This window comes from Arthrobacter sp. Ha26 (assembly GCF_059091705.1).
Genome location: NZ_JBNHGX010000004.1, coordinates 70,413 through 96,801, shown reverse-complemented (window position 1 = coordinate 96,801; position 26,389 = coordinate 70,413). Strand labels below are relative to the sequence as shown.

Below are 26,389 nucleotides of genomic sequence, written 5' to 3'. Positions count from 1 at the left end.
CATCAGCAGCCGTGTCATCAGCAGCTGAGGCGTCAGTAGCTCAGCGTCACCGGGACGGTTTCCTGCCCGGCAGCGGCCGGCAGGAAAGCCAGCGTCGAGACGTCGTCCCTGCCCTCCTGCTGCAGAAGCAGTGCGCCATAGGCAGCGTCCCCTGACGCTGAGACAACGTAGCCAACGACGTCGGAATCCTCAACCTTTTCCGGGACGGAGATGGAGGCAGTGGTCCCGCCGGCGATGTCGGCCGTGGACGGCGCCCGGACTTTCCCGTCCGCGGTGATGGCCGAGTAGGTGATGGTGGCCCGGTTTTCCAAGGCACCAAAAACCAGGCTGCGCTGGCCGCCTTGTGGAACCGGCACCACGTGCTGGCTGCCCAGCCTGACCCCGGATGCCGCCCAGGCAACGTCCACCGCTTTGCTGTCCTGGACGCCACGGGTAACCCGGGCGGCTGCGACGAACGTGACATCGGATGATGCTGCCACGGTGTAGTGGCCGGCAGGGACGCCTGCAAGTGAGACTTCCGTGACCGCACCGGCCTTGGCCGTGATGACGCCGCCCGAAGGCAGGGCTTTCTGGCCATCCCGTCCGTAAAGCTTGACCTCCACAACAGCGTCCGAAGGGCCGGGCACGGTCAACTGCAGGGCCGGGCCGGCGTCCTCGTATCCCGACTTTTCCGTCAGCGACGCGACCTGTGCCGGGTCCTGGATATCAACGCCCGTCATCACCTGCCGGACTGCCGGGGCTGCGCCGGGAGCGATGAAGTCAACACCACCCGGGGTGAGCCCCCGCAGGACACTCTGCTGTATCGCCGCTGCCACGGGTCCACCCGCACTGCGCACGTGCACGCTCAGCTGCGGTTCAGCCGGGGCGAGGCCGGCGAGCACCACCGGCCTTGACGTTCCGGGGGCCACCAGCAGGCCCCGGCTTCCGGGCGCCTGGATTTGTCCTTTGGACCCAAACAGCTCCAGGCTCACGGTGGCGGGGGTGGTTGAAGCGTTGGTGAGCATCAGCACGGATGTCCTGCCCACCGTGGTGCTGGCACCGGCGAGCCACTGGTCGTTGGAGGGCTGCTGGCAGTTCGCGGCCGCAGTTCCCTGCAAGTCGCCGTCCGTAGCGGTGAATTTCATGGCAGCCGCCGCTGACGCCTTCTGGCCGGCTGCGGCATCGGCGCTGAGCACGCTGACCCGGTCCACAGACCGGGCCGCCACTACCCCTGCCAGCAGTTCCTGCGGAGCACCTGGGGCAGCGGACTGGCCTGGCTCTTTGGCGATTTCGACGGCGGTCCTGCCGTTAAGTTCCGCCAGTCGACTTGCAGGCAGGACGCCGGCTGCGCTCAGGACGGCCCCGGTGACTGAAGTCGCGGCGGTCGCCGACTCCGGACTGAACTGCGGGTCAGTGCCTGCTTCCGTGCCTTCCAAGAGGCGCGCGGGACCGGGACAGACCCCCACGCTGGTCCCGGCCGGAACTGCGGCCACGCCCGCGGCCATGCTTCGGCTGGACTGGGCCGGCGGAAGGAGGGAACCCGCGGCAACCACGGCTCCCGCCCCGGCCATGATGACTGCAGCTGATGCCAAGCCGGCCACAAGCGCTTTCCGCCCGCTGCCAGGACGCTTCATGGGCGCCGGGCTTTCCTGGGTCCCCTCCCCGCGGCCAGGGACGGCCTGCTGTTCGTCCGGAGACACGGAGTTCTTATGCATTCTGGTGTTCCTTACGCAGGGAGCCTTCGTCCCGTGAGAGGCCGGTTCGCCGTCGTCTTGCCGGGATGGGGATGGCAAGCATCACTGTGAGCCCGATGACCGCAACCTGGCCGATCCCAGCCCAGACTGCCCACGGGTTTTCATACCGCACTGTGAGGTGGCCCGCGGAGGGCGGAAGGGTGAAGGCCTGGGACCAACCTGATGTGGTGGCAGTCAGCTTCCGGCCGTCCATCCAGGCAGTCCACCCCGGATCCGCCCGTTCTGCGAGCACCACGAGGCGGCCCTCGGGGCCCGCCGGAATGGCAGCATCGACGTCGTCGTAGCCCGAAGGCACCAGGCCAATAGCCGCACCGCTGCCGTCCACAATCCGCACCCGGTGCGTGATGTCCGCAGGCTGCAGGGCAGGCTGGTTGAGCGGGGTGATGCGCCAGAGCCAGCCCACATCCGTCTGCCCCACTGCGATAAGCCCGGGCACGGCGTCCATCCGGCTGGCTGTCAACTGCGCGGCGGTGTCCGCAGCCCGAAGCACCACAAAGCCTGCGCCCAACTGTTCCAGGTCCGTCCTGGGGTCCACGCCCTGGCCTGCTACCAGTGTGGCCACCACGCGGCGGACTGTGGCAGTGACCTCATCGTCGTCGCGGACCGTCTCGGAGCCCGGGGCGCCCAGGATGTTTCGCGCCGACGCAACGGTGGACAAGCTGTCCAGCGTGGTGCCCGCACCCCGCATCAGCGAAGCGTCATAGGTCCCGTCGTCGCGGGTGCTGATCAGCAGCGTGCGCGTCTGTTCGGTCCCGGTCCCACGGTCGATAGCCGTTGCCGGGAGGATGCGCTGGCCCGTGGCCTCAACCAGGCGGGGCGTGCCGAGCGGCCCGCCTGAGTCCGCGGGCGTTTGGGCCGTCACCCCCGGCGTACGAAGGAGATTCTGCGCCGACCACGTCGCCATCCCGGCCAGGGGTCCAACGATGAGCAGCACCATGCCCAGTGCTGCGGCGGACTGCAGCACCAGCTTGTGCTTCACGCCGTCTGCTACCGCCTTGTCCGCGCGCCGAAGGAGCTGTTCGGCCCCCAGGAGGCCGGCGCCGAGAAGGGCAAAGCCGGCGGCAGAAACTGCCGGGCCGGGGAAGGGAGTAACCATGGTGTTGGCGTTCAGGCCGGTGGCAACGTGCCCAGCGAGCCAGCTCCCCGCCAAGGCAATACTGGCAGCGGCCCACATCCACCTGGCAACTCCTGCCCGCTGCCCCGGCAGCAGGATCCCTGCCACGGCCAGGAGCAGCACAGGAACGGCTACCAGGAAAGCGAGGAAGGCTGCCCATGGCATGCCGCCCTCGGCGAAGTACGGAAGTCCGGAAAGGCCGCCGCCCTGGCTGAACTCCAGGGGCTGGCCGAGGAGCTGCTGCCACAACGGAGCGGCATCGAACGCCAGCGGCACGCCGGGATCGGCCAGCAAGGCCCGGGGCCTGTCGAGGGTGGATAGTCCGAAGGGAATGAACAGTGCTGCCGTGGGCAACAGGGCCCACCAGACAGTGCGGCCGCGGCGTCCCAGGATGAGCCCGGTGAGGACTGTCACCAGCGTGGCCGGAACCAGCAGGGAAGGCGCGGAAGCCGTGACTGCGGCCATGGCCAGGCCGGCCGCTGCCGCCGCAGTCCACGACGGCATTCCATTGATCCCGGGCTTGGCGGGCACCTTATCGGTGAGGCGGCGTTCGCCGGTGGCGGGCGCCTCAAAACGCCCCTGGCCTACCGCTGAGCCGGTGGCGCGCAGCAGGGCAAGAACCACCAGGGGAATCATGATGTGGGCGACGAGGGCCCCGGCCCGGCCCTGGTTCAGGGCAACCTGCAGGGCGGGAGCAGCGGCCCAGAAAAGCGCTGCCACCAGGCGCAGCCGGCGCCGGATAGTCAGTCCGCCGGCGGCAAACCACGCTGTCAGGCCGGACAGAGGCATGCTGAGCAGGAGCAGCCAGGCCATGGCGGCATTGGCATCACCGCCGCCCAATACTCCCAGGATCCACAGGATATAGCCGAAGGGGTCGCCACGGCCCGGAAGTCCGGCGCCGAGGGAAATCCACCAGCTTGACGCATGGTGCCAGATGTCCCCCAGCCCGCTGGCGATGGGAATCAGCGCACCTCCGGACACCGCGGGCGCCCCGAAGATTCCCGTCAGTCCCAGCAGTGACGTGATCGAGGCGATAATGACCGCGGCCAGCGCGCCGTTACCCACCCAGCCGCGTTTGCTCGTGGCCAGCGCCGCGAAGTCGTCAGCGGCATCCCCGCTGGGCTGATGTGCGAAAGGGTCCTGCTCGAGGTCGTCCGCAGCGTTGTCTGAACCCAGGGCTTCCATGAGGGAGCGACGGTGGCTCCAGACCTCGCGCCGTGGTGTCTGCAATTTACGGATTACCGAGCGGCGGATCCGGCGGGTTCTCCGCGCGGCCGCCCTGGCCTTTGCCACTGCCCGGGGCCGGCCCAGCGCAGCGAACGTGGCAAAGAGTTGCGTGATGCCGTGCCCGGGATCCTTCACAGCGACGCTCAGCACGAATTTGAAGATACTGCCCAGCAGGGCTGCCGCCGCATGGACCGGCACCATCCACAGCGGAGAATGTTTCAGGCGCAGATGGACCTGTGCTTTCCGGGCCGCAGCAGCGTTTCCCAGGGCATGGGGCCGATGCGCAACGTGGAACATCCTGGCGGCGGGGACAACAACCACCCGGTGTCCGGCCAGCCGGTTTCGCCAGCAGAAGTCGACGTCGTCACCGCTGCCCGGCAATGCGGGATCGAAACCTCCCAGCTGCTCCCAGATGTCGCGGCGCACCAGCATGCCGGCCGAATTCACGGCGAATGTATCGGTGCGGCCGTCGTATTGCCCCTGGTCGAGTTCGTCAGCGTCGATCAGGGTCAGGCGTTCAGCCCAGCGGCTCGTTGACAGGCCGACGTCCACCAGGTGGCGTTCGGCGTGCCAATCCAACTGCTTGCAGCCGGCGACGGTGACGGATGGGGCCCGTTCAACGGCGGCGAGGAGTTCAGCCAAGGCCTCCGGGGCAGGCGCGGCATCGTCATGGAGCAGCCAGATCCACTCCGAACTGCCCCCGCCGGCGCCGCTGTGCCAGGGTGCAAGTTGGGCGAGGCCCGCGGATACGGCTGCACCCATGCCGGTCTTTCCCCGGTGGCTGACAACGTTTGCCGCACCCAGGGCCTGGCGGAGGAGGGCTTCCGAATCATCGCGGGAGCCAGCATCGACTCCGATGACGTAGTCCGCGGGCCGGGTCTGGTGCGCCAGTGCTGCCAAGGTTCTGGGGAGATAGGCACTGCCGTTGTGGGCAACCACAACGGCAGTGACGTGGACATCCTGATGAATTAGATTGCTCGCTTCCTTAGCCGCCGGCGCTCACGCTCGGAGAGGCCACCCCAGATGCCGAACCGTTCGTCGTTTGCCAGTGCGTACTCAAGGCACTGCGACCGGACGTTGCAGGCACCGCAGACTTTTTTCGCATCGCGGGTGGAGCCGCCCTTTTCCGGGAAAAACGCCTCGGGATCGGTTTGGGCGCACAGGGCGTCCGTCTGCCAGCCGAGCTCACCTTCGTCGTCAAAGTCCTGGTGAAAAGGCAGGCCAATCCAGACCGGCTGGGAGGCTCCGCCTGCCGCCAGCTCCATGGGCGGGTCAAGCTCGTCCTCGGGGTCTCCGCCGCCGTCCAGGAGGGCTTCATGTGCGGCGAGGAATGCCGTGGCCTGGTCCTGTAGGAGGTCTTTGTTGTTGCGGTTATAACGCTCCGCCGCATCGGGATCCGCCGGGTCAACGTACCAATCGCTCGGCACCCCCCGGGCACGGTATTTCGCCGTTGCCTGTCCGGCGACGACGGCATCTTCCTGGATACGCTCTGCTTGCCCCATGGCGACCCTCCTGACGTTGCAGCCACTGCCTGGATACGTGGACACTCGGTTGTGTGCCGGTATTTACGCAGTTGCCTTTAGATATCTAATTACACGTGTGTAACTAGGGTGAGTCAAGCCGCTGTCCGGATAATAATCACCAAAGCCGCCAAATATGCTGCACGCCACGCCCGCAAGTTTTGCCTCATACCCAGCCGTGTCGGATTTATGCACTTCATCCGGACCAGAATCGCGGGAATCCGCGGGAGCGCTAAGCGGCAGGGCGCGTTACCAACCCCTTCTTGAGACAAACATCACACGTAAACCAAATTGCATGGGCCATACTGCCGGGCCGTGACCCTGGCAGGGCTCAATGGCAGGATTGAGCCATGACTACCCCCGCAATCGATCTGATGACACGCCTTCGTTCCGGAAACTCCACAGCCCCGCGGCTCACCTGGTACGGGCCAGATGCTGAGCGGGTGGAATTGTCCGGAAAGGTCCTGGACAACTGGGTCGCGAAGACCAGCAATCTCCTCCAGGACGAACTGGACGCCGGGCCCGGCATGCGGCTGGCGCTGGACCTCCCGGCCCATTGGAAGGCGATGGTCTGGGCATTGGCCGCCTGGCAGCTCGGCCTGGAGACTGTCCTTGACGGAAATGGGGCGGACTTCCTGGCCACCGCCGCACCTGACACGGCTGCCGGAAAGTACGACGCCGTGGTGGCAGTTGCGCTGCCGGCCCTCGCCATGCGGTGGGACGGGGAGCTCCCGGCCGGCTGCCTCGACTACGCTGCGGAAGTGCGCTCCCACGGGGATGTCTTTATGCAGCATGCCGACCCGGATCCTTCGGCATGCGCCATCGTCACTTCTGACGGCCGCCGGCACCTGCACCAGGACCTTTTGGACGGCTTCGCTGTGCCGCATGAAGAGGGCGTCCGCCTGCACGTTCCGGCCGGGGACGGGCTGGAGGCTGCCCTGGCCGGCGCCTTGGGCGCCTGGCGCAGCGGAGGTTCAGTAGTGCTTACGCACCCTGACGTAGCGGACGTCGGCAAGCTACTTGCCGCAGAACGGATCCACGGCAGCTGACTGCCGCTTTTCCTGGCTGCCTTACGGCTGCAGCCCTAGTTCTTGGGTTGCAGCCCTAGTTCTTGGGTTGCAGCCCTAGTTCTTGGGTTGCGCGGGGTCTCCGGTGAAAGGCTCGGGCTCCGCCATCTCATTGCTGGTACCGGAACCTTTGGCATGGTGGAGCTCAATGAGCTCGTGGTCATGCGAGAACTCGGGTTCCTGGTCCAGTTCCTGGTTGAACACGAGGAACCGGTAGGCGAAGAACCGGACCACTGTTGCCACCAGGATGCCTGCAACGCCGGCGGAGAACAGCAGGTTCTTGTCCGTGACACCGAGCCCGTACTTGGCAAGGGCGGTGAACCCGGTGGAGATCCCGATTCCAATGCCGTTAATCAGGATGAACATCAGGAACTCGCGCAGCACATTCGCCTGCCGGCGGTGCCGGAAGGTCCAGAGGCGGTTGGCAATCCAGGAAAAGATGGTAGCCACGGATGCACCCACAAACCTGGCCTTGGCCTCACTGTCGGACATCGGGCCGTGCATCAGGTAGTACGTCATGCCGTTATCGATGACGAATGCCACACCACCCACGGCACCAAACTTGGCTACCTCGCGCCAAAAAAGCGAAGCGAGCCCCCGGATGCGATCTGCAAGTGCGCTGTACATGACCCTCCATGGCCGTTGAAAAGATGGGCCACACGGCCAGAGGCCCATTTTAGCCCCCGAAGCTGTAAGCCAGGCCCCTAACTTGCTTTCCCTCGAGTCCGGCGCACCGAAAACTTCCACTCCGCGGCGTCCCGAAGGCGGGATACCCGGTGGTTTTCGGTAGGCTGGCCCATGTGACTTTTCCAGTAATAGGTGTGGTTGGCGGCGGCCAGCTTGCGCGAATGATGGCCCCAGCAGCAACAGCACTCGGCTTCGAACTCCGCGTCCTTGCCGAGAGTGAGGACGTTTCCGCCGTCTCGGCGGTGCCTTCCTCACCGGTAGGCGACTACAAGGACCTGCAGGCCCTGCTGGAGTTCTCCAAGGGCCTGGATGTGATGACGTTCGACCACGAGCATGTCCCCACAGCCCACCTCCGGGCCCTGCAGGAAGCGGGGGTCAATGTCCAGCCCGGGCCGGACGCCCTGGTCCATGCCCAGGACAAGCTCGTGATGCGGGCAGCCATCGACCGCCTGGAACTGCCGAACCCTGTGTGGGCTTCCGTTTCCGACGTGGCCGCACTCGTCGCCTTCGGCGAGCAGACCGGCTGGCCTGTAGTCCTGAAAACGCCGCGCGGCGGCTACGACGGCAAGGGCGTGCGGATCATCTCCTCACCGCAAGAGGCAGCCGAAACCAGCGACTGGTTCGATGCCATGAGCCCCCTCCTTGCGGAAGCTAAAGTGGAATTTACGCGCGAGCTGTCCGCACTGGTGGCACGCACGCCAGACGGCGAAGCACGCGCGTGGCCCGTGGTGCACACCGTCCAGGTTGACGGTGTCTGCGATGAAGTGATCGCCCCCGCCCTGGATATCCCAGTGGAGGTCGCCGCAGCAGCAGAGGATGCCGCCCTGCGGATCGCCAATGAACTGGGGGTGACAGGCGTCCTGGCCGTGGAACTGTTCGAGACGCCCGGAACAGGGGCCGGCTTCCTGATCAACGAACTTGCAATGCGGCCGCACAACACGGGGCACTGGACGCAGGACGGCTCAGTGACAAGCCAGTTTGAGCAGCATCTTCGGGCTGTCCTGAATCTGCCACTGGGCGCCACTGATGCCCTGGCCCCGGTTGTGGTGATGAAGAACTTCCTGGGCGGCGACAACCAGGACCTGTTTTCCGCTTTCCCGCTGGCCCTTGCCAGCGAACCGGCAGCCAAGGTGCACTGCTACGGCAAGTCCGTGCGCCCCGGCCGGAAGATCGGCCACGTCAACCTCACAGGCACATCCACGGCGGACGTTGACGACGTCCGGCGGCGGGCCGCAGTGGTGGCAGGCATCATCCGGGACGGACGCGTGCCGGCAGAAGAACCCGCAGCAATCCTTGAGGAGAACGCATGAGCGCCGAAGCTACCCCGGCCCGCGGTTCCGCCACCAGCCCCCTGGTGGGCCTGGTGATGGGGTCGGACTCCGACTGGCCCGTCATGGAAGCAGCAGCCGACGCCCTGGCGGAGTTCGGCATTCCGTTCGAGGCAGATGTTGTCTCTGCCCACCGCATGCCCACGGAGATGATCCGCTACGGCCAGACTGCCCACGAGCGCGGGCTCAGGGTCATCATCGCCGGTGCCGGGGGTGCCGCCCACCTGCCCGGAATGCTGGCGAGCGTCACGCCGCTCCCCGTGATCGGCGTGCCCGTACCGCTGAAGACCCTGGACGGGATGGATTCCCTGCTCTCCATCGTGCAGATGCCGGCAGGCGTTCCCGTGGCCACCGTTTCCATCGCGGGAGCCCGCAACGCCGGACTCCTTGCGGTCCGGATGCTGGCAGCAGGCACTGACGAACTTGCCGCTTCCCTGCGGGCGGACCTTATCGAGTTCGCCGCAGACCTTAACGCCGTAGCCACCCGCAAGGGGGCAAACCTCCGGCAGAAGGTGAGCGAGGTCTTCGCGGAAGGCAACGGCACGCTCCGGGGCAGCCGTTAGGAAGCCCGCCATGTCCAGCAGCAAGATGCAGCAGTCGCCCCCGGACCCTTCGCTGACCGACCCGGTCCGCTACCCGGTCAGCGCCTCCCCCCAGGTCCGGACCAAGCGCGCTTTTGTGCTTGTCCTGATGACCCTCCTTGTTCCCGGGAGCGCCCAGCTCGTAGCCGGCGACCGTAGGCTGGGCCGGGCCGCGCTGCGGGTGACGCTCGGTGTCTGGGCGGCATTGGTGCTGGCCGTGATCCTGCTGCTGGCCAACCGGTCCCTGCTCATCAACATCATCACCAATCCTTTCGCCTCGCTCGCCATCATCATCGTGATGGTGGCACTGGCTGCGGGCTGGGCCATCCTGTTCATCAACACGCTGCGGCTCATCCGCCCGGTGCTGCTGGCACCCCCGGTCAGGCCCGCCGTCGCTGTTGCCCTGGTGCTGGCGATGGTCCTGGGCAGCGGCTCACTCGGCTACGCCGCGTACCTGCTGAACGTGGGCCGGAATGCCATCGGCAGCATCTTCTCGGCCGGACCGGCCATCGAACCGGCGGACGGCCGGTATAACTTCCTGCTGATGGGGGGCGATGCCGGTGATGACCGGACCGGCAGGCGCCCGGACAGCCTCTCGGTGCTGAGCGTGGATGCCAAGACCGGCCAGACGGCCATTATCTCCATCCCCCGGAACTTCCAGAACGCCCAGTTCAGCGCGGACTCCCCCATGCGGGCCATCTACCCCGACGGGTACAACTGCGGCGACGAGTGCTTGATCAACGCCATCAACACCGAAGTCACCAACGAACACACCGACCTCTATCCCGGGGTGGCCGACCCCGGTGCGCAGGCCACCCTTGAGGCCGTGTCCGGGACGCTGGGAATGGACATCCAGGCCTATGTCCTGGTGGACATGGACGGCTTTTCCAAGCTCATCGATGCCATGGGCGGCATCCGCATCAAGGCCGGCGGCTGGGTTCCCATCAGCGGGGAAACCATCGATGAGGCCAACGGTATCCACGGGATGCCGCTGGGCTGGATCCCGGCCGGTGACAACACGCTCGATGGCTACCACGCCCTCTGGTACGGTCGCTCGCGTGAATTCGTAGACGATTACGCCAGGATTGCGCGCCAGCAATGTGTCCAGCAGGCGATGCTCAAACAGCTGGATCCAGGGACCCTGCTCGCCAAGTTCGAGGACATTGCCAACGCCGGAACCAAAGTAGTGGACTCCAACATCTCTTCCTCCCAGCTGGGCAGCTTTTTGGACCTGGCGATCAAGGCAAAAGGCAAGGAAGCCAAACGGCTCACCATTGGCCCGCCAGACTTTGACGCCTCCTTCTCCACGGTTCCGGACTTTGACGAGATCCGCGAGCGCGTCGACCAGCTGCTGGCCTCGGCCTCGGAAGCCCAGTCGGCGGGAGCCCCCGATGACACCCTGGTGGCCCCTCCCGCTGCCGCAGGACACCTTCAGGCTGCACCAGCCCCTGCCGCCTTGCCGGCAGCCGGCGGCATCCGGACGCAGAAGTCTCCGGCGCCGTCGGACTTCACGCCCGTGACCACCACCCCTGATGGCGAGCCCATCACGGAAGCCATGCTCAATGAGCTCAAGAGCGAGGGGAACGAGCAGGCCATCCGGGAACTGGTAGCCACCAACGGCCAGTGCGCCCCCCTATAGGCCCCCATTCCCTCCAGACCTAGGAAACGGATACCGCTTTGTACGAGATTGAGAACGTCCTCCGGGACTATGCCTGGGGATCAACGACGGCGATAGCTGCCTTGCTGGGGCGCGCTGAGTCCGGCCGGCCCGAGGCGGAGCTGTGGATCGGTGCGCATCCTGACTCACCGTCAGTGGCACGGGTTCCAGAGGACGGTTCGGCCACCGCCCTGGACGCCTTGATCGCACGCGAGCCCGAACATTTCCTCGGCGCCGATTCGGTGGCCCGTTTCGGCCCCCGACTGCCGTTCCTGGCCAAGGTCCTCGCCGCCGCCCAGCCGCTGTCACTGCAGGTTCATCCGAGCCTTGAGCAGGCGCGGGCCGGCTTCGCCCGGGAAAATGCCGAGGGCCTTGCCCCGGACGCGCCCAACCGGAACTACCGGGACGACAACCACAAGCCAGAGATGATTTTCGCGCTCACGCCGTTTGAGGCGCTCTGCGGTTTCCGCCCGGCAGCACAGACGCGGGACATTCTGCAGCATGTGGCGGAGTCCTTCGATGCAGTGGAAGGCGAGGCGCCCCGGCTCATCAGTTCCCTGCTGGAGGACCTCGGGGCGGACGACGAAAGTGCCGGCCTCCGGGCAGCCTTCGAGCGGCTGATCACAGGCGGCGAGTCAGTGGCTGAGGGCACAGCTATCGTGGTGGCCGCACTGTTGTCCGGAGCACCGCTGGCCCCTTACGAAACTGAGCTGGCAACGGTCATCAGCCTCAACGAGAAGTACCCCGGCGACCCCGGAGTCCTGATCTCGCTGCTGCTCAACCGCATATCGCTGGAGCCGGGTGAGGCGGTCTTCCTGCCCGCCGGAAACGTCCACGCCTACCTGCACGGACTTGGCGTCGAGGTCATGGCGTCCTCGGACAACGTGTTGCGCGGCGGTCTCACGCCCAAATTCGTTGACGTCCCGGAACTGCTGCGGACCATCGACTTCCAGCCCGTTGCCGTGCCGATGCTGCCGGCCGAACGGACCGTGATGGACCAGGAGCTGTACCGGCCGCCCTTCGAGGAATTCCAGCTCCAGCGGATCGAGCTCGCCCCGGATGCGGGCCCCGTTCCGCTGGCACAGGCCGGCGCCGCGGTGGTCATCGTGGTGGCCGGAGACATCTACCTGGATTCCCCCAAGGGAGACCTGCAGCTCTCCCGCGGCGGCAGCGCCTTCCTGGCTGCGGCTGAAGCGCCCGTCAACGTTCATCCCGTGGCCGGCAGCACCGAACCTGCGCTGGCGTTCGCCGTGACCACAGGCTTGTCACACGCCGCGGCTCGCGGGTAACTGCCCGCGGTTAAACTGTCCGCAGCCAACAAAAGTAAGGGGCGACGACGGCACCCGGGCTGGTGCCGTCGTCGCCCTTTCTTTTCGTGCTGCTAGCTGCCCGGGCGCAGCTTCCGGATCAGTGGCCGGACACGCCCGGCTGCGGACTTCAGGAGCCGCCGCCCCTGTTGCAGGCCGCGGCGGGCCAGGGGCATGGCCTGCGCGTAGGCGGGGTAGAACGGTGAGAGCGGTTTTTCCCAGGTGCCCAGGAGCATGTTTTCGTGCTTGGCGAACTGCTTCTTGAAGTCCGAGATGCCGTCGTTGAGGAGGCCGTTGAAGTCGTAGCGGGAGCATCCGTCGTCCCGCATCGCCTGCAGGGCGGCCCATTTCACGCCGTAGTTCACGCGCTGCTTCTGGCCTTCGGCAGAGACCCCGCCGTACAGTTCGAAGGCTGTGGATCCACTCCGCGCCAGCCAGACGAAAGCCAGCATCTGCTCGCCGTCGAACGCTGCGATGACCGGTGACCCGTCTCCCATGTTCGTGAAGATGTCGCGGTAGTACTGGTCCTCATGGATGCCGAAGCCTGCGCGTTCGGCCGTCTCGTGGTAGATCGCGAGGACCTGTTCAAGCTCGGCGTCGTTCTTGACCTTGCGGAACTCCACGTCGCTGCGAATTGCCTTGCGGATGTTCGCGCGGGTGGACTTGGACATTTCCGCCATCAGCTCATCGTCGGTCCTGGTGAGGTCCAGGATCAGCGTCCGCGGGATGAGTACGGTGTTGGTGGTTGACCGGAAGCCGGCGGAAGCGACGGCGCCGGCGAAAGCCGAATCCTGGTCCCAATCCGGTTCTATGCTCAGCGCCACGCCGCGGTGGCGGATGGCGGCATGGTCCGCCAGGCTGGCCAGGACCGCCGGAGCGTCCTGCACCGAACACATCGGGCCGCGCGGGATGTACACCAGGGCGCGGAAGGGGAACGGGAGCCGCCGGACCAGCAGCTGGGCACAGCCCACGGTCTTGTCTCCCTCATTGACCAGCACCCGGTCCACGGACCAGCCGTGCATGGCCTTGGTCTCGCCCCAGCCCCAGAGCTGCTGCGGATGGCCCTGAAAGCGGTCGACATGTTCGTCCCAGAGGGCGCGGTCAGTACAGGGCACAACAGCAGGAATCATGGCTTCAACCCTATACCAAGGCCTCAAACGGCAGATCCCCGGACCACCGTGGAGGTGTTCCGGGGATCTGCGGCAGGCAGTTAGGGGGTCAGCTCTTGCGGGCGTACCCTTCCCACTTGCTGGCCTGGTGCTCGCCGTCGACGAAGCGGATGGTGCCGGACTTGGAACGCATCACGATGGACTGGGTAAGGACCTTGTCCTTGGAGTACCGGACGCCCTTGAGCAGGTCGCCGTCGGTGATGCCGGTGGCCGCGAAGTAGCAGTTGTCGCTGGAGACGAGGTCATTGGTGGAGAGGACCCGCTCAAGATCGTGGCCGGCGTCGATCGCCTTCTGCTTCTCCTCATCGCTGGTGGGCCAGAGACGGCCCTGGATCACGCCGCCGAGGGACTTGATGGCGCAGGCCGCTACGATGCCTTCGGGGGTGCCGCCGATGCCCATCAGCGCGTCCACGCCGGTGCCGGAACGTGCTGCGGCGATGGCCCCGGCAACGTCACCGTCCATGATGAACTTGGTGCGGGCTCCGGCTTCCCGGATTTCCTCCACGAGCGGGCGGTGCCGGTCGCGGTCAAGGATCATCACGTTGAGCTGGTTGACCTTGACGCCCTTGGCCTTGGCGATCAGGTGCAGGTTCTGCTTCACCGGCAGGCGCAGGTCCACCATGTCCGCAGCTTCCGGACCGGTGACAAGCTTCTCCATGTAGAACACCGCGGAGGGGTCGAACATGGAGCCGCGCTCGGCCACCGCCAGCACCGCGAGGGCGTTGTTGATGCCCAGTGCCGTCAGCCGGGTTCCGTCGATAGGGTCAACGGCGACATCGCACTCGGGACCGGTGCCGTCACCGACGCGTTCACCGTTGAACAGCATGGGCGCTTCGTCTTTTTCGCCTTCGCCGATGACCACAACGCCGTTGAAGTGGACTGTCTGCAGGAAGGAGCGCATGGCGTCAACGGCAGCGCCGTCGGCCGTGTTTTTGTCACCGAAGCCAACCCAGTGCCCGCCGGCGATTGCTGCCGCCTCGGTAACGCGGACAAGCTCAAGGGCGAGGTTGCGATCCGGCTCATCGTTGCCTACGGCCAAGGACGGGGAGATGGTGGAGTACTTCTGGGTCATGGACGCTGGTGACACGTGAACCTCTTCTTCGAGTGGCGATCATTGAACCCGCTCCGCCGGAACAGCCGAGCGGTGATTCCTCTGGTATCGATCATAGTCGCGGCACCGCCTTCGGGCGGCGGCATGACGCGGTGGCGCAATGTACCGCCGGACCTCTGGACGGCCGAAGCCCACGGCCGCATCCGCGAGTGTGAGTTGTGCACCGGCATAAGGGACTATGGAGGGGTGAGCGAAATGCAGGAAAAGACCAATCCCACCCCCGAACCGGCCCCATCCGGAAACACCGGCGCAGCCGAAGCGCCGGGGCCGGTAAAGCCTGTGATTCCGGCGGCGGCGGCCAAACGGGCCAACGCCTCGGTGATCGGCATGATCATCGCCCTGGTGGTCAGCATCGCGGCCTTCCTGCCCATCGTCCTGATGAATCCCTCCCCCAAGAATGACGGCTACCGCCCGGACATCGACGTCAGTGCCGCCGCCCGCAACGCAACAGATGTGGCCGGATTCACACCCGCAGCGCCGGACACCGGAGGCGCCTTCCGGCCGAACTACGCCAGGTGGGAAGCCGGCACGGGAAGCGGCGTGCCCGCGTGGGAGGTCGGCTACATTACGCCCAAGGAGTCCTTCATTGGACTCATCCAGACCCGCGCTGCCAACCCCACCTGGCTCCTGCAGCAGACACAAAATGCACCGGTCACCGGATCGCGCAATGCCGGTGGGCAGGAATGGGAACTCCGCGATACCGGCAAGGGCGAAAAGTCAATGGTGCTCGAGTACCGCGGGACTACCGTCATCCTCGCCGGCGCCGCCCAACTGGACGAATTCGCCGCCCTGGCTGACGCCGTCGTCAAGTCCATGGAGAGCAACCCCGCCGTCACAGTTTCACCTGCGGCCACTACTGCCCCCTAAAGTAAGCAGGGTGACTACCTATCTGACTCCTGCCCTTGCCTGGCGCCGGATGCGCGAAGGAAATGAACGTTTCGTCGCCGGCCAGTCGTCTCACCCGAACCAGGACTCCTCGCGCCGGTCCTCGCTGGTGGAGAACCAGCACCCGTTCGCCGTGATTTTCGGCTGCTCTGACTCCCGGCTCGCTGCAGAAATAATTTTCGACGTCGGGCTCGGTGACGTCTTCGTGGTACGCACCGCAGGCCAGGTTATTGACGACGCCGTCCTTGGCTCACTCGAGTACAGCGTGGGCGTGCTAGGGGTGCCGCTGATCGCCATCCTCGGCCATGACAGCTGCGGCGCCGTCAGCGCCACCAAGGCAGCAGTGGACACCGGCGAGATGCCTGCCGGCTTCATCCGTGATCTGGTGGAGCGCATCACGCCGTCGGTCCTCACCTCCATGCGCGAGGACAAGCACGAGGTCAATGACATGGTGGTGGAGCACGTCAAGCAGACGTCCAAACGGCTGGTGGACAGTTCGCGTGTGATTTCGGACGCAATTGAAAGCGGGCGCACCGCGGTCATCGGCCTCTCCTACAGCCTGGCCGAGGGGCGCGCCAACGTTGTTTCCGGGATCGGTGAGCTCTAGGGCGGGGGTAAAAAACCGCCCGTAGCATGCTCTTCACGGTTTTCGGTGGGGTGCCGGATCGCCCTAAGCTAGCCCCATGACTTCCACTGAAGAGTTCCGCATTGAACATGACACGATGGGCGAAGTCCGCGTCCCCGTGAACGCACTGTACCGCGCGCAGACGCAGCGGGCAGTGGAGAACTTCCCTATTTCCGGCAAAACCCTGGAACGTGCCCACATTGAAGCACTGGCCCGGGTCAAGAAGGCGGCTGCCCAGGCCAACGCTGAACTGGGTGTGCTCGACGGCGAGCTTGCCAAGGCCATCGCAGACGCGGCGGATGAGGTGGCCGCCGGGAAGTACGACGGCGACTTCCCCATCGATGTCTTCCAGACCGGCTCCGGCACGTCCTCGAACATGAACACGAACGAGGTCATCGCCGAGCTCGCCTCGCGTGCCCTGAAGGCGGCCGGCAGCGACAAGGTTGTCCACCCGAACGACCACGTCAACGCCTCGCAGTCCTCCAATGACGTGTTCCCCACGTCGGTGCACGTTGCAGCCACCTCGGCGCTGATCAACGACCTCATTCCCGCCCTCGGTTACCTGGCCGAGTCGCTGGAGCGCAAGGCCGTGGAGTTCAAGGACGTCGTCAAGTCCGGCCGCACCCACCTCATGGACGCCACCCCGGTGACCCTCGGCCAGGAGTTCGGCGGCTACGCCGCACAGGTCCGTTACGGCATCGAGCGCATCAACGCCTCCCTCCCCCGGGTTGCCGAGGTTCCGCTCGGCGGTACCGCCGTGGGCACCGGCATCAACACTCCGGCCGGTTTCCCGGAGCGGGTTATCGAGCTGCTGGCCACCGACACCGGGCTCCCCCTCACCGAGGCCCGCGACCACTTCGAGGCCCAGGCCAACCGCGACGGCCTCATCGAAGCGTCGAGCCAGCTGCGCAACATCGCCATCTCCTTCATGAAGATCAACAACGACCTGCGCTGGATGGGTTCCGGCCCCAACACGGGCCTGGGCGAGATTGCCATCCCGGACCTGCAGCCCGGCTCCTCGATCATGCCCGGCAAGGTCAACCCGGTCATCTGCGAAGCGTCCATCATGGTCGCGGCCCAAGTGATCGGCAACGACACCGCCATCGCATGGTCCGGAACCAACGGCGCCTTCGAACTGAACGTCGGCATCCCGGTCATGGCCTCAAACCTGCTCGAGTCAATCCGCCTGCTGGCCAACACCAGCCGGGTGATGGCAGACAAGATGATCGACGGCATCACCGCCAACGTGGAGCGCGCCCGGTTCCTGGCCGAGGCGTCACCGTCCATCGTGACCCCGTTGAACAAGTACATCGGTTACGAGAACGCCGCCAAGATCGCCAAGACGGCTGTCGCTGAGGGCCTCACCGTCCGCCAGGCCACCGAGAAGCTCGGCTTCGTCGGGGAGGGCGAAGGCAAGGTTTCCGAGGCCGACCTCGACAAGGCCCTGGACGTCACCACCATGACGGCTCCGGCCCACAAGGCCTAAGGTCCCCAGCGCTATAAAGTACGACGGCGGCCGCCCACCTTCCCGGGGCGGCCGCCGTCGTACTGTCAGGGTTCGAAGTGGGCAGCTTCGGCCATGGCGAGGGCACGGTGGATGCTGGTGAGGTGCCCGGCCATGAGGTCGGGAAGTTCATCCACCCCGAACCAGCCCACGGCAATGGACTCGTCGTCATTCACCCGGGCCGTTCCGGAGACGTAGCGGCAAAGGAACACAACGTCCAGGAACTCGCAGACGTCGCCGTTGGGATAGGTGATGGGACCCACCGCTCCTACGGAGACAACGCGTTCGGGTTCGGCCACCACCGCTGTTTCTTCGAAGATCTCCCGCACCAGGCCGCGCGCGGGCTGCTCCCCCGGGTCAAGCATTCCACTGATCAGGGCCCACTGCCTGTTGTCAGCCCGCTGGGCCAGCAGAACGCGGCCGGAGTCATCAACCACCACGCCCCGTACGCCGGGGACCCAGAGGGGATCGTTGCCGATTTTCTTGCGGAGTTTCAGGATGTAGTCAGGTGCAGGCACTCAGCCAGCCTACCGAACTGCTGCCTGGCAATCCGTGGCACTGCCTCGCCACCGGGAATCAGGCCGGAAGCAGCATCGCGGCAGCCGCCCCCGCGAGCATGAACGGCCCGAACGGAATGGACGATTTGAGGGTCCCCCGGCGGGCAGCCAGCAACGCAATGGACCACAGGCCGCCCAGCAGGAATGCCAGGAAGGTACCGGCGAACAGGTGGCCCCAGCCAAGATAGCCAAGATACAGTCCCAGGACGCCGGCCAGTTTAACGTCGCCGAAACCCATCCCGGCCGGGTAGGCAAACCGGAGGAGGAAGTAGAAGACCCACAGGATTGCGGCTCCGGCCACAACCCGGATTGCTGGCAGGGCCATCACGCCGCTTGCCTGACCGGCAGGGCCGCCAGCCGCACCGGCACCGGCGTCCGCGAAGACTGCAGCCGCGAGCAGCAGGACACCCGCAACGGCGTAGGACGGGAAGACGATCCGGTTGGGCAGGAGGTGATGCCGGACGTCAATCACGGTGAGCCGGACCGCCATCACCGCAAAATAGGCGCAGGCAGCGAGCACCAGCCAGAAGGCCGGCGGAGTCTGCTGCCACAGTTCGCCCAGTCGTTGGATCACCCTCGGATGCTACTGGATTTCCGCTGCCTCCACGCAGCGGCCGCGCGTAAACTGTGGATATGGCGACCTGGGACTCCCGGCACCGGACAGATCCGGACAGCAGCTCAGCCGTCCCGGCTCCTGCCCTGTTCCGGAATCTCTGCAGGTCCTCACCCTGGAAGTGGCAATCCCTGCGGTTTGAATACTGGGATGAGCCCTTCGCCGAGGCACCCAGCCCGGCCGCGCCCCTGGTGCGGGCTTGGCTGCGCCGCCCGGGCGCACTCCGGCTCGAAACCGCGGATGGACTTGTCCTGCACAGCACCACCGGAATCAACGATTCCAGGGACAACCTGTACGTCAGCGCCACCCGGAAGTCCTGGCTCCTGCCGCCGCATCTGGTGACGCCCGTCTACGACGACCAGGGCCTGGTGCGGCGCCGCCCGGAAGCCGCCTACGGCGAACCCGGATTCGGCAACGGGCGGTTTTCGGCAGCCCTGGACCCGGTGGAACTTGCCGGCAACGCCCCTGTGCCCATCGAATTCCCCGGCAGCAACAGCGTAGAAGTGCACGAGGTCCGCCACGGGGAGCATGAAGGCCGTCCGGTCCTGGAAGCAGTGGTGGCACCCACCGCCGCCTATCACCCGGTCCATCCCGCGGCACCGCTGTGCCTGCCGGGAAGGTCGCGCATCCGGGTGGATGTGGGCACTGGTGTGTGCGTGGCCAGCCAGTCCCTGGAGCCGGAGACGGAAGGATACGGCCACTGGCTGCGCATCATTGCCGTGGACGAGTACATGCTGGATGACCTGTTCGTCGCGCAGTCGATGAGCCTCACCGACGTGCGGCAGCACATCAGCTGGGATGTTCCGGCCTGACTGCCACAAGCGTCGGCCCGGCTTCACAGCCCCTGTTTCCGTATTAGGATTCGCTGATGACCCCACTGAGCGACGTCTGGCCCCTTTTTGGCCTCCGGCTGGCCACTCCCCGCCTTGAACTCCGCCCCATCCAGGACCAGGACATCGCGGCAGCCGTGGAAGCGGCCCGCAGCGGGATCCACGAAGCCGGCCGGAACCCATTCAGCACCCCCTGGACCGAACTTCCGGCGGACGAGCTCGGGCCCAATATGGCCCGGTGGTACTGGCGATGCCGGGCCGAGTTCTCGCCGGAAGCCTGGACACTTCTGCTCGGCATCTGGCACGACGGCCAGTTCATCGGCTGCCAGGATGTCGGCGCCAAGGACTTCGCCGCACTCAAGACAGTCAGTACAGGGTCGTGGCTGAAGCAGTCCGTCCAGGGCCGGGGCTTCGGCAAGGAGATGCGCGCCGCCGTCGCCCTGTACGCCTTCGACTGGCTCGGCGCAGAAGTAGCCGAATCCGAAGCCGCCCTCTGGAACGAAGCCTCCCTCGGCGTCTCCCGTTCCCTGGGCTACGAATTGAACGGCACCACCCGGAAAGCGTGGGGCCCCAAGGTCGAAACAATCCAACACGTCCGCCTCACCCCCGGGACCTTCAAGCGCCCGGACTGGACCCTCCAGGTAAAAGGCCACGAAGAAGCAGCGAAGTTCCTGAAGGTGGCAGGAGCACACGACGGGCCGCGGTCCTTCTCGTAGGAGCGCATCGCGACGCATCGGCCGCCGGAGGTCGCCCAGCGACCGAAGACGGCCCTATGCGTTGTGTCTAAGCGACGGAGAAGGGCCGCGGCCCGGCGAAACCGGCCACGGCCCTTGGTGAATAGGGCTAGCCTTCGAGCAGTTCCGTCACCAGGGCTGCTATCGGCGAGCGTTCCGAGCGGGTCAGGGTGATGTGGCCGAAGAGCGGGTGTCCTTTCAGGGTTTCGACGACGGCGGCGATGCCGTCATGGCGTCCAACCCGGAGGTTGTCGCGCTGGGCGACGTCGTGGGTGAGGACGATCTTGGAGTTCTGGCCCATCCGGCTCATCACCGTGAGCAGGACGTTCTTCTCCAGCGACTGGGCCTCGTCCACGATCACGTAGGCGTCGTGGAGGGAGCGGCCACGGATGTGGGTGAGGGGCATAACCTCGAGCATGCCCCGGTCCATGACCTCTTCCACTACTTCCTGGCTGACCAGTGCGCCAAGGGTGTCGAAAACAGCCTGCGCCCAAGGGTTCATCTTTTCGGATTCGGAGCCGGGCAGGTAGCCCAGTTCCTGCCCGCCCACCGCGTAGAGCGGCCGGAACACGATTACCTTGCGGTGTTCGCGGCGCTCCAGCACCGCTTCCAGGCCGGCGCACAGTGCCAGTGCCGACTTGCCGGTTCCCGCCCGGCCGCCGATAGACACAATCCCGACGGCCGGGTCCATCAGCATGTCGATGGCCAAGCGCTGTTCCGCGGACCGCCCGTGCAGGCCAAAGACGTCGCGGTCGCCTTTCACCAGCCGGACCTGCTTGTCCGGGCCCACGCGGCCGAGTGCCGAGCCCCGGCTGGACAGCAGGACCAGCCCGGTGTTGACCGGCAGTTCAGCGGCTGCCGGGATAAAGACCGGTTCGTGGCCGTAAAGCGTGTTGATCTCCTGGTCGCCGGCTTCCACTTCTGCCACCCCGGTCCAGCCGGAGTCCTTCACCAGTTCATTGCGGTATTCGTCCGCGGTGAGCCCCATCGCTGAGGCTTTGACGCGCATCGGCAGGTCTTTGGACACCACCGTGACGTTCCGGCCCTCGTTCGCGAGGTTCTTCGCGACGGCGAGGATCCGGCTGTCGTTGTCACCGCTGCGGAAGCCCAGCGGCAGCACCTCGGCGGAAATGTGGTTCAGTTCCACCATCAGGCTGCCACCGTCGTCGCCGATGGGAATGGGCTGGTTCAGGCCGCCGTGTTTGACCCGCAGGTCATCGAGGAGCCGGAGTGCTGTGCGGGCAAAGTAGCCAAGTTCGGGGTCGTGCCGCTTGGCCTCAAGCTCAGTGATGACCACAATCGGGACGATGACTTCGTGTTCGGCGAAGCGCAGCAGTGCGCGGGGATCGGAGAGCAGGACGGAGGTGTCGATCACGAAGGTATGGATGGTGGCTTCCCTTCCAGAAACAGCAAAACCGGCCGCGGGTTCTTCCGCTGCACCGGTTTCCAAGGTGGCTCGCGTGGCGCGAGAGGTAGCTTTCTGTCCCTGGTTCGAAAGGACCGCGGGCAGTTGTTCAGAAGTAGCCACATCGACTCCAGCCCCGGGCGCAAGCCCGGATGTGTTAGTGGTGAGCCGGATCGGCCAAGAGGCCGGGTCCGGCCTCCCATACAACCGGTGCGATGTCTCGCTCCATGTACTGGCCTCCCCGATCAGCCGGCGGTTTTGCCTGCTGATGGATATAACGTAAATCCATCGGAAGTAATTTCCGCAACCATTACGCGGCGATTCTTGTTGCGGGGATGTGAACCGGCGGTTAATCGGGAAGGTCAGGCTCCGAAGCGCCGCTGCCTGCCGGCGTAGTCACGGAGGGCGCGCAGGAAATCCACCTTCCGGAAAGCGGGCCACAGCGCCTCACAGAAGTAGAACTCGCTGTAGGCGCTCTGCCACATCAGGAACCCGGAGAGGCGCTGTTCACCGGAGGTGCGGATCACCAGGTCGGGATCGGGCTGGCCCCGGGTGTAGAGGAACCGGGAGATGTCATCGACACAAAGTTCGTCCGCGAGTTCGCCGATGTCCTTGCCTTTGGCCACGGCATCGTGCAGCAGTTCGCGTACCGCATCAACAATCTCCCGGCGGCCGCCGTACCCCACGGCCACGTTGACATGGATTTTTTCCCGGACCGGTGTGCGGGCCGTGAGTTTGTTGAGCCGTTCAGCCAGGTAGTCCGGCAGCAATTCGGGGGCACCCATGGCGTGGACGGAAATGTTGGCGTCCTCGTCCAGCCGGTCCAGGGTATTGGCGATGATGCCCATCAGCAGGTCGAGTTCTTCGCTGGACCTGTTCATGTTGTCCGTGGACAGCATGTACAGAGTGACCACCTTGACCCCGAGTTCCTGGCACCAGCCAAGGAACTCGTGGATCTTGTCCGCGCCGGCCTGGTGTCCTTGGCTGGTGGGGGCATTGAACTGCTTGGCCCAGCGCCGGTTGCCGTCCACCATCACGCCGATGTGCCGTGGAATGCGGTCACTGGCAAGGTCCTTCAGCAGCCTGCGCTCATAAAAGCCGTAGAGGAACCCGGGCAACTCCACGCGCTCTCTCACCTGACTTCCTTGCTGTACGTTCCGCCTTGCACATCCTAGGCTACCGTCCGCAGCGGCACCGCCGTCCCGGCCTGACCGGAATCACCCGCACGCCGCCGTATTACCCGTCGGTAACTTACTGCGGCGTAAGTTATTCTGAAGCAATGAACAGCGACACCCCGGACGTTCCCCGGTCGCCGCAACCAGACGGCACTGCAAGCGCCGGAAGGGGCCCGGAGGCGAACGCGGTGGACGAGGCAGCCGTCCGGCTTGCCGAGCTTCTGATGATCAAGCCCAAATGGCGTGGCTGGATCCATACAGCCACCGCTCCACTGGCCCTGGCGGCGGGTATTGTCCTCATTGTCTTGGCGCCGACGCTGGACCGCAAGGTCACGTCAGCGGTCTATGCGGCCACGGGAGTCATGCTGTTCGGCATCAGCGCCGTGTACCACCGCGGAAACTGGTCTCCGAAGGTGAAGATGGTCCTTAAACGGCTGGACCACACCAACATCATGCTGGTGATTGCGGGGAGCTACACCCCGCTGGCGTGGACGCTGCTGGAACGGCCGCAGGCGGTGCTGCTGCTCTGGGTCATCTGGTCCGGCGCCATCCTGGGCGTGCTGTTCCGGCTGCTGTGGACTGATGCGCCGCGCTGGCTCTACGTTCCGATCTACATCGCCCTGGGCTGCGGATCCCTGTTCTATCTCCCGCAGTTCTTCCAAGCCAGCGTTCCTGCCGCCGTCCTCATCTGCGTGGGCGGAGTTCTCTACATCACCGGGGCGGTCTTCTACGCACTGAAGAAGCCGAACTTCAGCTACCACCACTTCGGCTTCCACGAACTGTTCCATGCACTGACCGTGGTCGCCTTCGCGGCCCACTTCGCTGCGATCGCCCTGGCCGTACTTAGCTAGCTGCTAGTGGCGGCGGCTGCCGGGACCTGCGTCCGTGCCGCCGTCGGACGGTTCCTCGAAGGAATCGCCGGCCGCCGGGCCGGCTGCCGGACCTGCCGCCGGACCTCCCGCGGGCCCCGCAGCAGCGGATTCCGCTTCGGCAGCCTCTGCCGCGTCGATGTCAGCAGCAGAAGCAGCCGCGATGCGCTCTTCCTCCACCTGGGCGCGGTAGCGGACGCGCCGTATCCGGCGCACCATGTCCACTATGAGCAATGCCGTGGCCACTACAAAAAAGGCGGTCATGATGAAGCCGAGGAGTCCCGGCGTCACCTGGTCCTGCGTAATCCCCTCGCGCAGCGACGGCGTGGGCTGTGGTGTGGGCGTGGTGGCCAGGCTGAGGAGCAGACGGTGCACGTTGGATACCTTCTATGGAACGGGTGTCAGCAGGCAGCGGATACAGCGGCCCCGCCTCGGGGCACTTCTTCTACGCGGCATAGAAATTGCCTGCAGTCCTATCTTAGCCCCGCGAAGAGGTCCTTCTCCGGCAGCTCCGAGGGTACCCGCGAGCTGATCAGCGAGTAATCCTCCCAGGGCCAGGCCCGGCGCTGCATCTCCGGGGAAACCGCAAAGAAGAACCCCAGCGGGTCCACCTGTGTCCTGTGGGCGCGCAGGGCGTCGTCGCGCACTTCAAAGTAGTCGCCGCAGTCCACCTGGGTGGTGGTGGGGTGCGGGGCCGGCGGCGGAGTGTGGCCCTCGGCGTCGGCCTCCAGCCACGCCGCGAGCCGCTCGGCATACGGCGATTGAAGGCCTGCCTCCTCCAGTGCGAAATGCAGCGCGCGGAACCGCTCGGGACTGAAGGCCCGGTCGTAGTACAGCTTGCTGGGCTCCCAGGGTTCCCCCGCCTCCGGGTAGCGCGCGGGATCACCCGCAGCCTCGAAAGCCTCGACGGCAACGCGGTGGGCCATAATGTGGTCGGGGTGGGGGTAGCCGCCGTTTTCGTCATAGCTCAGGATCACGTGCGGCTTGAAGGACCGGACAAGGCGCACCAGCGGGGCGGCAGCCTGGTGCAGCGGCAGTGTGGCAAACGAGCCCGCCGGCAAGGGTGGCAGCGGGTCCCCCTCGGGCAGGCCCGAGTCCACGAAGCCCAGCCACCGCTGCTTGATGCCCAGTATGCTGGCCGCCCGCTCCATTTCCAGGCGCCGCGCCCCTGCCATGTCCCGTTTGGGATGCGGTTCGTCCTCCACTGCGGGGTTCTGGATATCCCCCCGCGACCCGTCGGTGCAGGTGGCCACCATGACTTCCACCCCTGAGGCCGCGTATTTCGCCATGGTCGCGGCACCCTTGCTGGACTCATCATCCGGGTGGGCGTGGACGGCGAGCAGCCGGAGCGGCGCCTGGGAGGTACTGGACGCTGTCATCGAAGGACTGCTCCTTATTTTCATATCGCGGCTTGTGGCTGCTGAATGTATCGCTGAACGGGCGGACGCTCATGTCCGGCGCGCCGCCGGACGGGAAGGCCCCCGCGGAGGGGCACTAAACTGGTCTGGTGACTTCCCCGGACCAGCCGGCCCTATCCGAGCCCGCGAACACTAGCCTAGCCAATCGTTATGGCGCTAAAAAGCGCAGGCTCTCCCCCACCGCCAGGCGGGCCATTGGTGGTGTTGCGCTGGCAGCAGGCATCGGATTCATGGCGTGGGTCTCCACCTCCAATTCCCTCTCCACGGTGAGCTTCAAAGACATCGGCTATTCCACCACGGACGCCACCCTGGCCGAGGTGGATTTCCAGGTGACACGGGAGCCGGGAACCGCCGTCCAGTGCGCCATCAAGGCGCTGGATTCCAAATTCGCGGTGGTGGGCTGGAAGGTCGTGGACATTCCCCCGTCCGAGGCCGAGGACACCGCCGACGGCGGCAGGACAGTTTCGCAGCGGGTCTCCGTCCGCACGGAGTCGCTTTCCGTATCCGGCGTGGTGGACAGCTGCTGGATTCCGGGCGGCTCAGGCCAAAAGATGTGATCCGTGCCGCTCCCACGTTGGGTTTTATCCACGGGATTGACTACAATGAAGCAATACCTTTACCCCGCTGAGCTGGTTACTGTTCCACAAGTGGCCACCGTGGCGGGGTCTTTTGCATGTAGGACCATTAGAGGAGAAGTCCGTGTCTACCACCAACAGCGCAGCTGCAGCCTGGCTCACCCAGGAAGCTTTTGACCGCCTGAAGGCAGAGCTGGACCACCTTTCCGGCCCTGGCCGCGCGGAAATCGTCCAGAAGATTGATCAGGCCCGCCAGGAGGGCGACCTGAAGGAAAACGGCGGCTACCACGCAGCCAAGGAGGAGCAGGGCAAGATCGAAGCCCGCATCCGCCAGCTGACAGCGCTGCTCCGCGATGCCCACGTGGGTGAGGCACCGGCCGATGACGGAATCGTGGAACCCGGCATGATTGTGGTTGCCAAGATCGCCGGCGACGAAGAGACTTTCCTGCTCGGTTCCCGTGAAATTGCCGGCGATTCCGATATCGACGTGTTCAGCGAGAAGTCCCCGCTCGGCGGTGCCATCCTTGGGCACAAGGAAGGCGACACGGTCAGCTACACCGCGCCCAACGGCAAGGACATCAAAGTAGAGATCCTTTCCGCCAAGCCGTACGCCGCGTAGCAGCAACAGCACACCTCAAAACGCCGGCCACCCCAAGGGGTGGCCGGCGTTTTTGCTTCTGCCCAGAAACGGCTGGGGT

25 protein-coding genes are annotated in these 26,389 nt (G+C 65.7%); 13 read left to right on the top strand and 12 right to left on the bottom strand.

From position 1 onward, the window contains the following. Positions 1–32: 32 nt before the first annotated feature. From AC5RVY_RS11245 to AC5RVY_RS11235, 3 genes are read right to left on the bottom strand one after another with little or no spacing between them, the layout of a single operon-like run. A complete protein-coding gene (locus AC5RVY_RS11245; protein WP_493954791.1) occupies positions 33–1,694 on the bottom strand; it encodes a DUF5719 family protein in 1,662 nt (553 codons plus the stop codon). Next, positions 1,687–5,013, bottom strand: a complete 3,327-nt coding sequence (locus AC5RVY_RS11240) for a glycosyltransferase (RefSeq protein WP_493954790.1) — start codon at positions 5,011–5,013, stop codon at positions 1,687–1,689. Before AC5RVY_RS11240 ends, AC5RVY_RS11245 begins: the two co-directional genes overlap by 8 nt. A 29-nt stretch (positions 5,014–5,042) precedes the next feature. After that, a complete protein-coding gene (locus tag AC5RVY_RS11235) occupies positions 5,043–5,576 on the bottom strand; it encodes a WhiB family transcriptional regulator (protein WP_493954789.1) in 534 nt (177 codons plus the stop codon). 368 nt (positions 5,577–5,944) lie between these two features. On the opposite strand from AC5RVY_RS11235, the gene AC5RVY_RS11230 reads away from it, so the two are divergent. Beyond that, positions 5,945–6,643 (top strand): TIGR03089 family protein, encoded by a 699-nt coding sequence (locus tag AC5RVY_RS11230; RefSeq protein WP_493954788.1) that lies wholly within the window; start codon positions 5,945–5,947, stop codon positions 6,641–6,643. A gap of 75 nt (positions 6,644–6,718) precedes the next feature. On the opposite strand, the gene AC5RVY_RS11225 is transcribed toward AC5RVY_RS11230, so the two are convergent. Continuing rightward, positions 6,719–7,288 carry a GtrA family protein gene (locus AC5RVY_RS11225; RefSeq protein WP_493954787.1) on the bottom strand — a complete coding sequence of 190 codons (570 nt, stop codon included), beginning with the start codon at positions 7,286–7,288 and terminating at the stop codon, positions 6,719–6,721. Between the two features lie 173 nt (positions 7,289–7,461). On the opposite strand from AC5RVY_RS11225, the gene AC5RVY_RS11220 reads away from it, so the two are divergent. The 4 genes from AC5RVY_RS11220 to manA are packed head-to-tail and all read left to right on the top strand — an operon-like array spanning position 7,462 to position 12,203. Then, positions 7,462–8,658, top strand: a complete 1,197-nt coding sequence (locus AC5RVY_RS11220; RefSeq protein WP_493954786.1) for a 5-(carboxyamino)imidazole ribonucleotide synthase — start codon at positions 7,462–7,464, stop codon at positions 8,656–8,658. Beyond that, the gene (gene purE, locus AC5RVY_RS11215; protein ID WP_493954785.1) at positions 8,655–9,239 is read left to right on the top strand and encodes a 5-(carboxyamino)imidazole ribonucleotide mutase; all 585 of its coding nucleotides are present in this window, start codon (positions 8,655–8,657) and stop codon (positions 9,237–9,239) included. The genes AC5RVY_RS11220 and purE overlap by 4 nt, the downstream gene beginning before the upstream one ends. A 10-nt stretch (positions 9,240–9,249) precedes the next feature. Beyond that, positions 9,250–10,896 (top strand): LCP family protein, encoded by a 1,647-nt coding sequence (locus AC5RVY_RS11210; RefSeq protein ID WP_493954784.1) that lies wholly within the window; start codon positions 9,250–9,252, stop codon positions 10,894–10,896. A 38-nt stretch (positions 10,897–10,934) separates the two neighbouring features. Then, a complete protein-coding gene (manA, locus tag AC5RVY_RS11205) occupies positions 10,935–12,203 on the top strand; it encodes a mannose-6-phosphate isomerase, class I (RefSeq protein ID WP_493954783.1) in 1,269 nt (422 codons plus the stop codon). A 92-nt stretch (positions 12,204–12,295) separates the two neighbouring features. Here manA and AC5RVY_RS11200 read toward each other — a convergent pair whose 3' ends face one another. Further along, the gene (locus tag AC5RVY_RS11200) at positions 12,296–13,351 is read right to left on the bottom strand and encodes a lipid II:glycine glycyltransferase FemX (protein ID WP_493954782.1); all 1,056 of its coding nucleotides are present in this window, start codon (positions 13,349–13,351) and stop codon (positions 12,296–12,298) included. A gap of 88 nt (positions 13,352–13,439) precedes the next feature. Beyond that, positions 13,440–14,462, bottom strand: coding sequence for a class II fructose-bisphosphatase (gene glpX / locus AC5RVY_RS11195; protein WP_176156781.1), 1,023 nt, complete (start codon positions 14,460–14,462; stop codon positions 13,440–13,442). A gap of 234 nt (positions 14,463–14,696) precedes the next feature. Between glpX and AC5RVY_RS11190 the strand changes: the two genes are divergently transcribed. The 3 genes from AC5RVY_RS11190 to AC5RVY_RS11180 all read left to right on the top strand — a co-directional run bounded on the left by AC5RVY_RS11190 (position 14,697) and on the right by AC5RVY_RS11180 (position 17,497). Continuing rightward, a complete protein-coding gene (locus tag AC5RVY_RS11190; RefSeq protein ID WP_493955051.1) occupies positions 14,697–15,368 on the top strand; it encodes a DUF4245 domain-containing protein in 672 nt (223 codons plus the stop codon). Positions 15,369–15,378: 10 nt separating this feature from the next. Continuing rightward, complete coding sequence (locus tag AC5RVY_RS11185) at positions 15,379–15,993, top strand: carbonic anhydrase (RefSeq protein ID WP_493954781.1); 615 nt, start codon at positions 15,379–15,381, stop codon at positions 15,991–15,993. Positions 15,994–16,069: 76 nt separating this feature from the next. Beyond that, on the top strand, positions 16,070–17,497 hold the full coding sequence (locus AC5RVY_RS11180; protein ID WP_493954780.1) for a class II fumarate hydratase: 1,428 nt from the start codon (positions 16,070–16,072) through the stop codon (positions 17,495–17,497). Positions 17,498–17,562: 65 nt separating this feature from the next. Here the strand turns inward: AC5RVY_RS11180 and AC5RVY_RS11175 are convergent, their stop codons facing one another. Then, complete coding sequence (locus AC5RVY_RS11175) at positions 17,563–18,033, bottom strand: NUDIX hydrolase (protein WP_493954779.1); 471 nt, start codon at positions 18,031–18,033, stop codon at positions 17,563–17,565. A 58-nt stretch (positions 18,034–18,091) separates the two neighbouring features. Continuing rightward, a complete protein-coding gene (locus AC5RVY_RS11170; RefSeq protein ID WP_493954778.1) occupies positions 18,092–18,646 on the bottom strand; it encodes a prepilin peptidase in 555 nt (184 codons plus the stop codon). 59 nt (positions 18,647–18,705) lie between these two features. Between AC5RVY_RS11170 and AC5RVY_RS11165 the strand changes: the two genes are divergently transcribed. Both AC5RVY_RS11165 and AC5RVY_RS11160 read left to right on the top strand, forming a co-directional pair. Continuing rightward, positions 18,706–19,497: a hypothetical protein gene (locus tag AC5RVY_RS11165; protein WP_493954777.1), complete on the top strand. Its 792-nt coding sequence runs from the start codon at positions 18,706–18,708 to the stop codon at positions 19,495–19,497. 56 nt (positions 19,498–19,553) lie between these two features. Further along, positions 19,554–20,231 (top strand): GNAT family N-acetyltransferase, encoded by a 678-nt coding sequence (locus AC5RVY_RS11160; protein ID WP_493954776.1) that lies wholly within the window; start codon positions 19,554–19,556, stop codon positions 20,229–20,231. 127 nt (positions 20,232–20,358) lie between these two features. Here the strand turns inward: AC5RVY_RS11160 and phoH2 are convergent, their stop codons facing one another. Both phoH2 and AC5RVY_RS11150 read right to left on the bottom strand, forming a co-directional pair. After that, complete coding sequence (gene phoH2, locus AC5RVY_RS11155; protein ID WP_493954775.1) at positions 20,359–21,777, bottom strand: RNA 5'-3' helicase PhoH2; 1,419 nt, start codon at positions 21,775–21,777, stop codon at positions 20,359–20,361. 239 nt (positions 21,778–22,016) lie between these two features. Beyond that, complete coding sequence (locus AC5RVY_RS11150; protein ID WP_493955050.1) at positions 22,017–22,778, bottom strand: isoprenyl transferase; 762 nt, start codon at positions 22,776–22,778, stop codon at positions 22,017–22,019. Between the two features lie 155 nt (positions 22,779–22,933). Between AC5RVY_RS11150 and trhA the strand changes: the two genes are divergently transcribed. Then, positions 22,934–23,680: a PAQR family membrane homeostasis protein TrhA gene (gene trhA / locus AC5RVY_RS11145; RefSeq protein WP_493954774.1), complete on the top strand. Its 747-nt coding sequence runs from the start codon at positions 22,934–22,936 to the stop codon at positions 23,678–23,680. Between the two features lie 3 nt (positions 23,681–23,683). Here trhA and AC5RVY_RS11140 read toward each other — a convergent pair whose 3' ends face one another. Next, the gene (locus AC5RVY_RS11140) at positions 23,684–24,073 is read right to left on the bottom strand and encodes a hypothetical protein (protein WP_493954773.1); all 390 of its coding nucleotides are present in this window, start codon (positions 24,071–24,073) and stop codon (positions 23,684–23,686) included. Positions 24,074–24,171: 98 nt separating this feature from the next. Next, positions 24,172–25,077, bottom strand: a complete 906-nt coding sequence (mca, locus tag AC5RVY_RS11135; protein ID WP_493954772.1) for a mycothiol conjugate amidase Mca — start codon at positions 25,075–25,077, stop codon at positions 24,172–24,174. Between the two features lie 128 nt (positions 25,078–25,205). On the opposite strand from mca, the gene AC5RVY_RS11130 reads away from it, so the two are divergent. Beyond that, a complete protein-coding gene (locus AC5RVY_RS11130; RefSeq protein ID WP_493954771.1) occupies positions 25,206–25,673 on the top strand; it encodes a DUF4307 domain-containing protein in 468 nt (155 codons plus the stop codon). 142 nt (positions 25,674–25,815) lie between these two features. Continuing rightward, the gene (gene greA, locus AC5RVY_RS11125) at positions 25,816–26,310 is read left to right on the top strand and encodes a transcription elongation factor GreA (RefSeq protein WP_493954770.1); all 495 of its coding nucleotides are present in this window, start codon (positions 25,816–25,818) and stop codon (positions 26,308–26,310) included. The last annotated feature ends 79 nt before the right edge of the window (positions 26,311–26,389 follow it).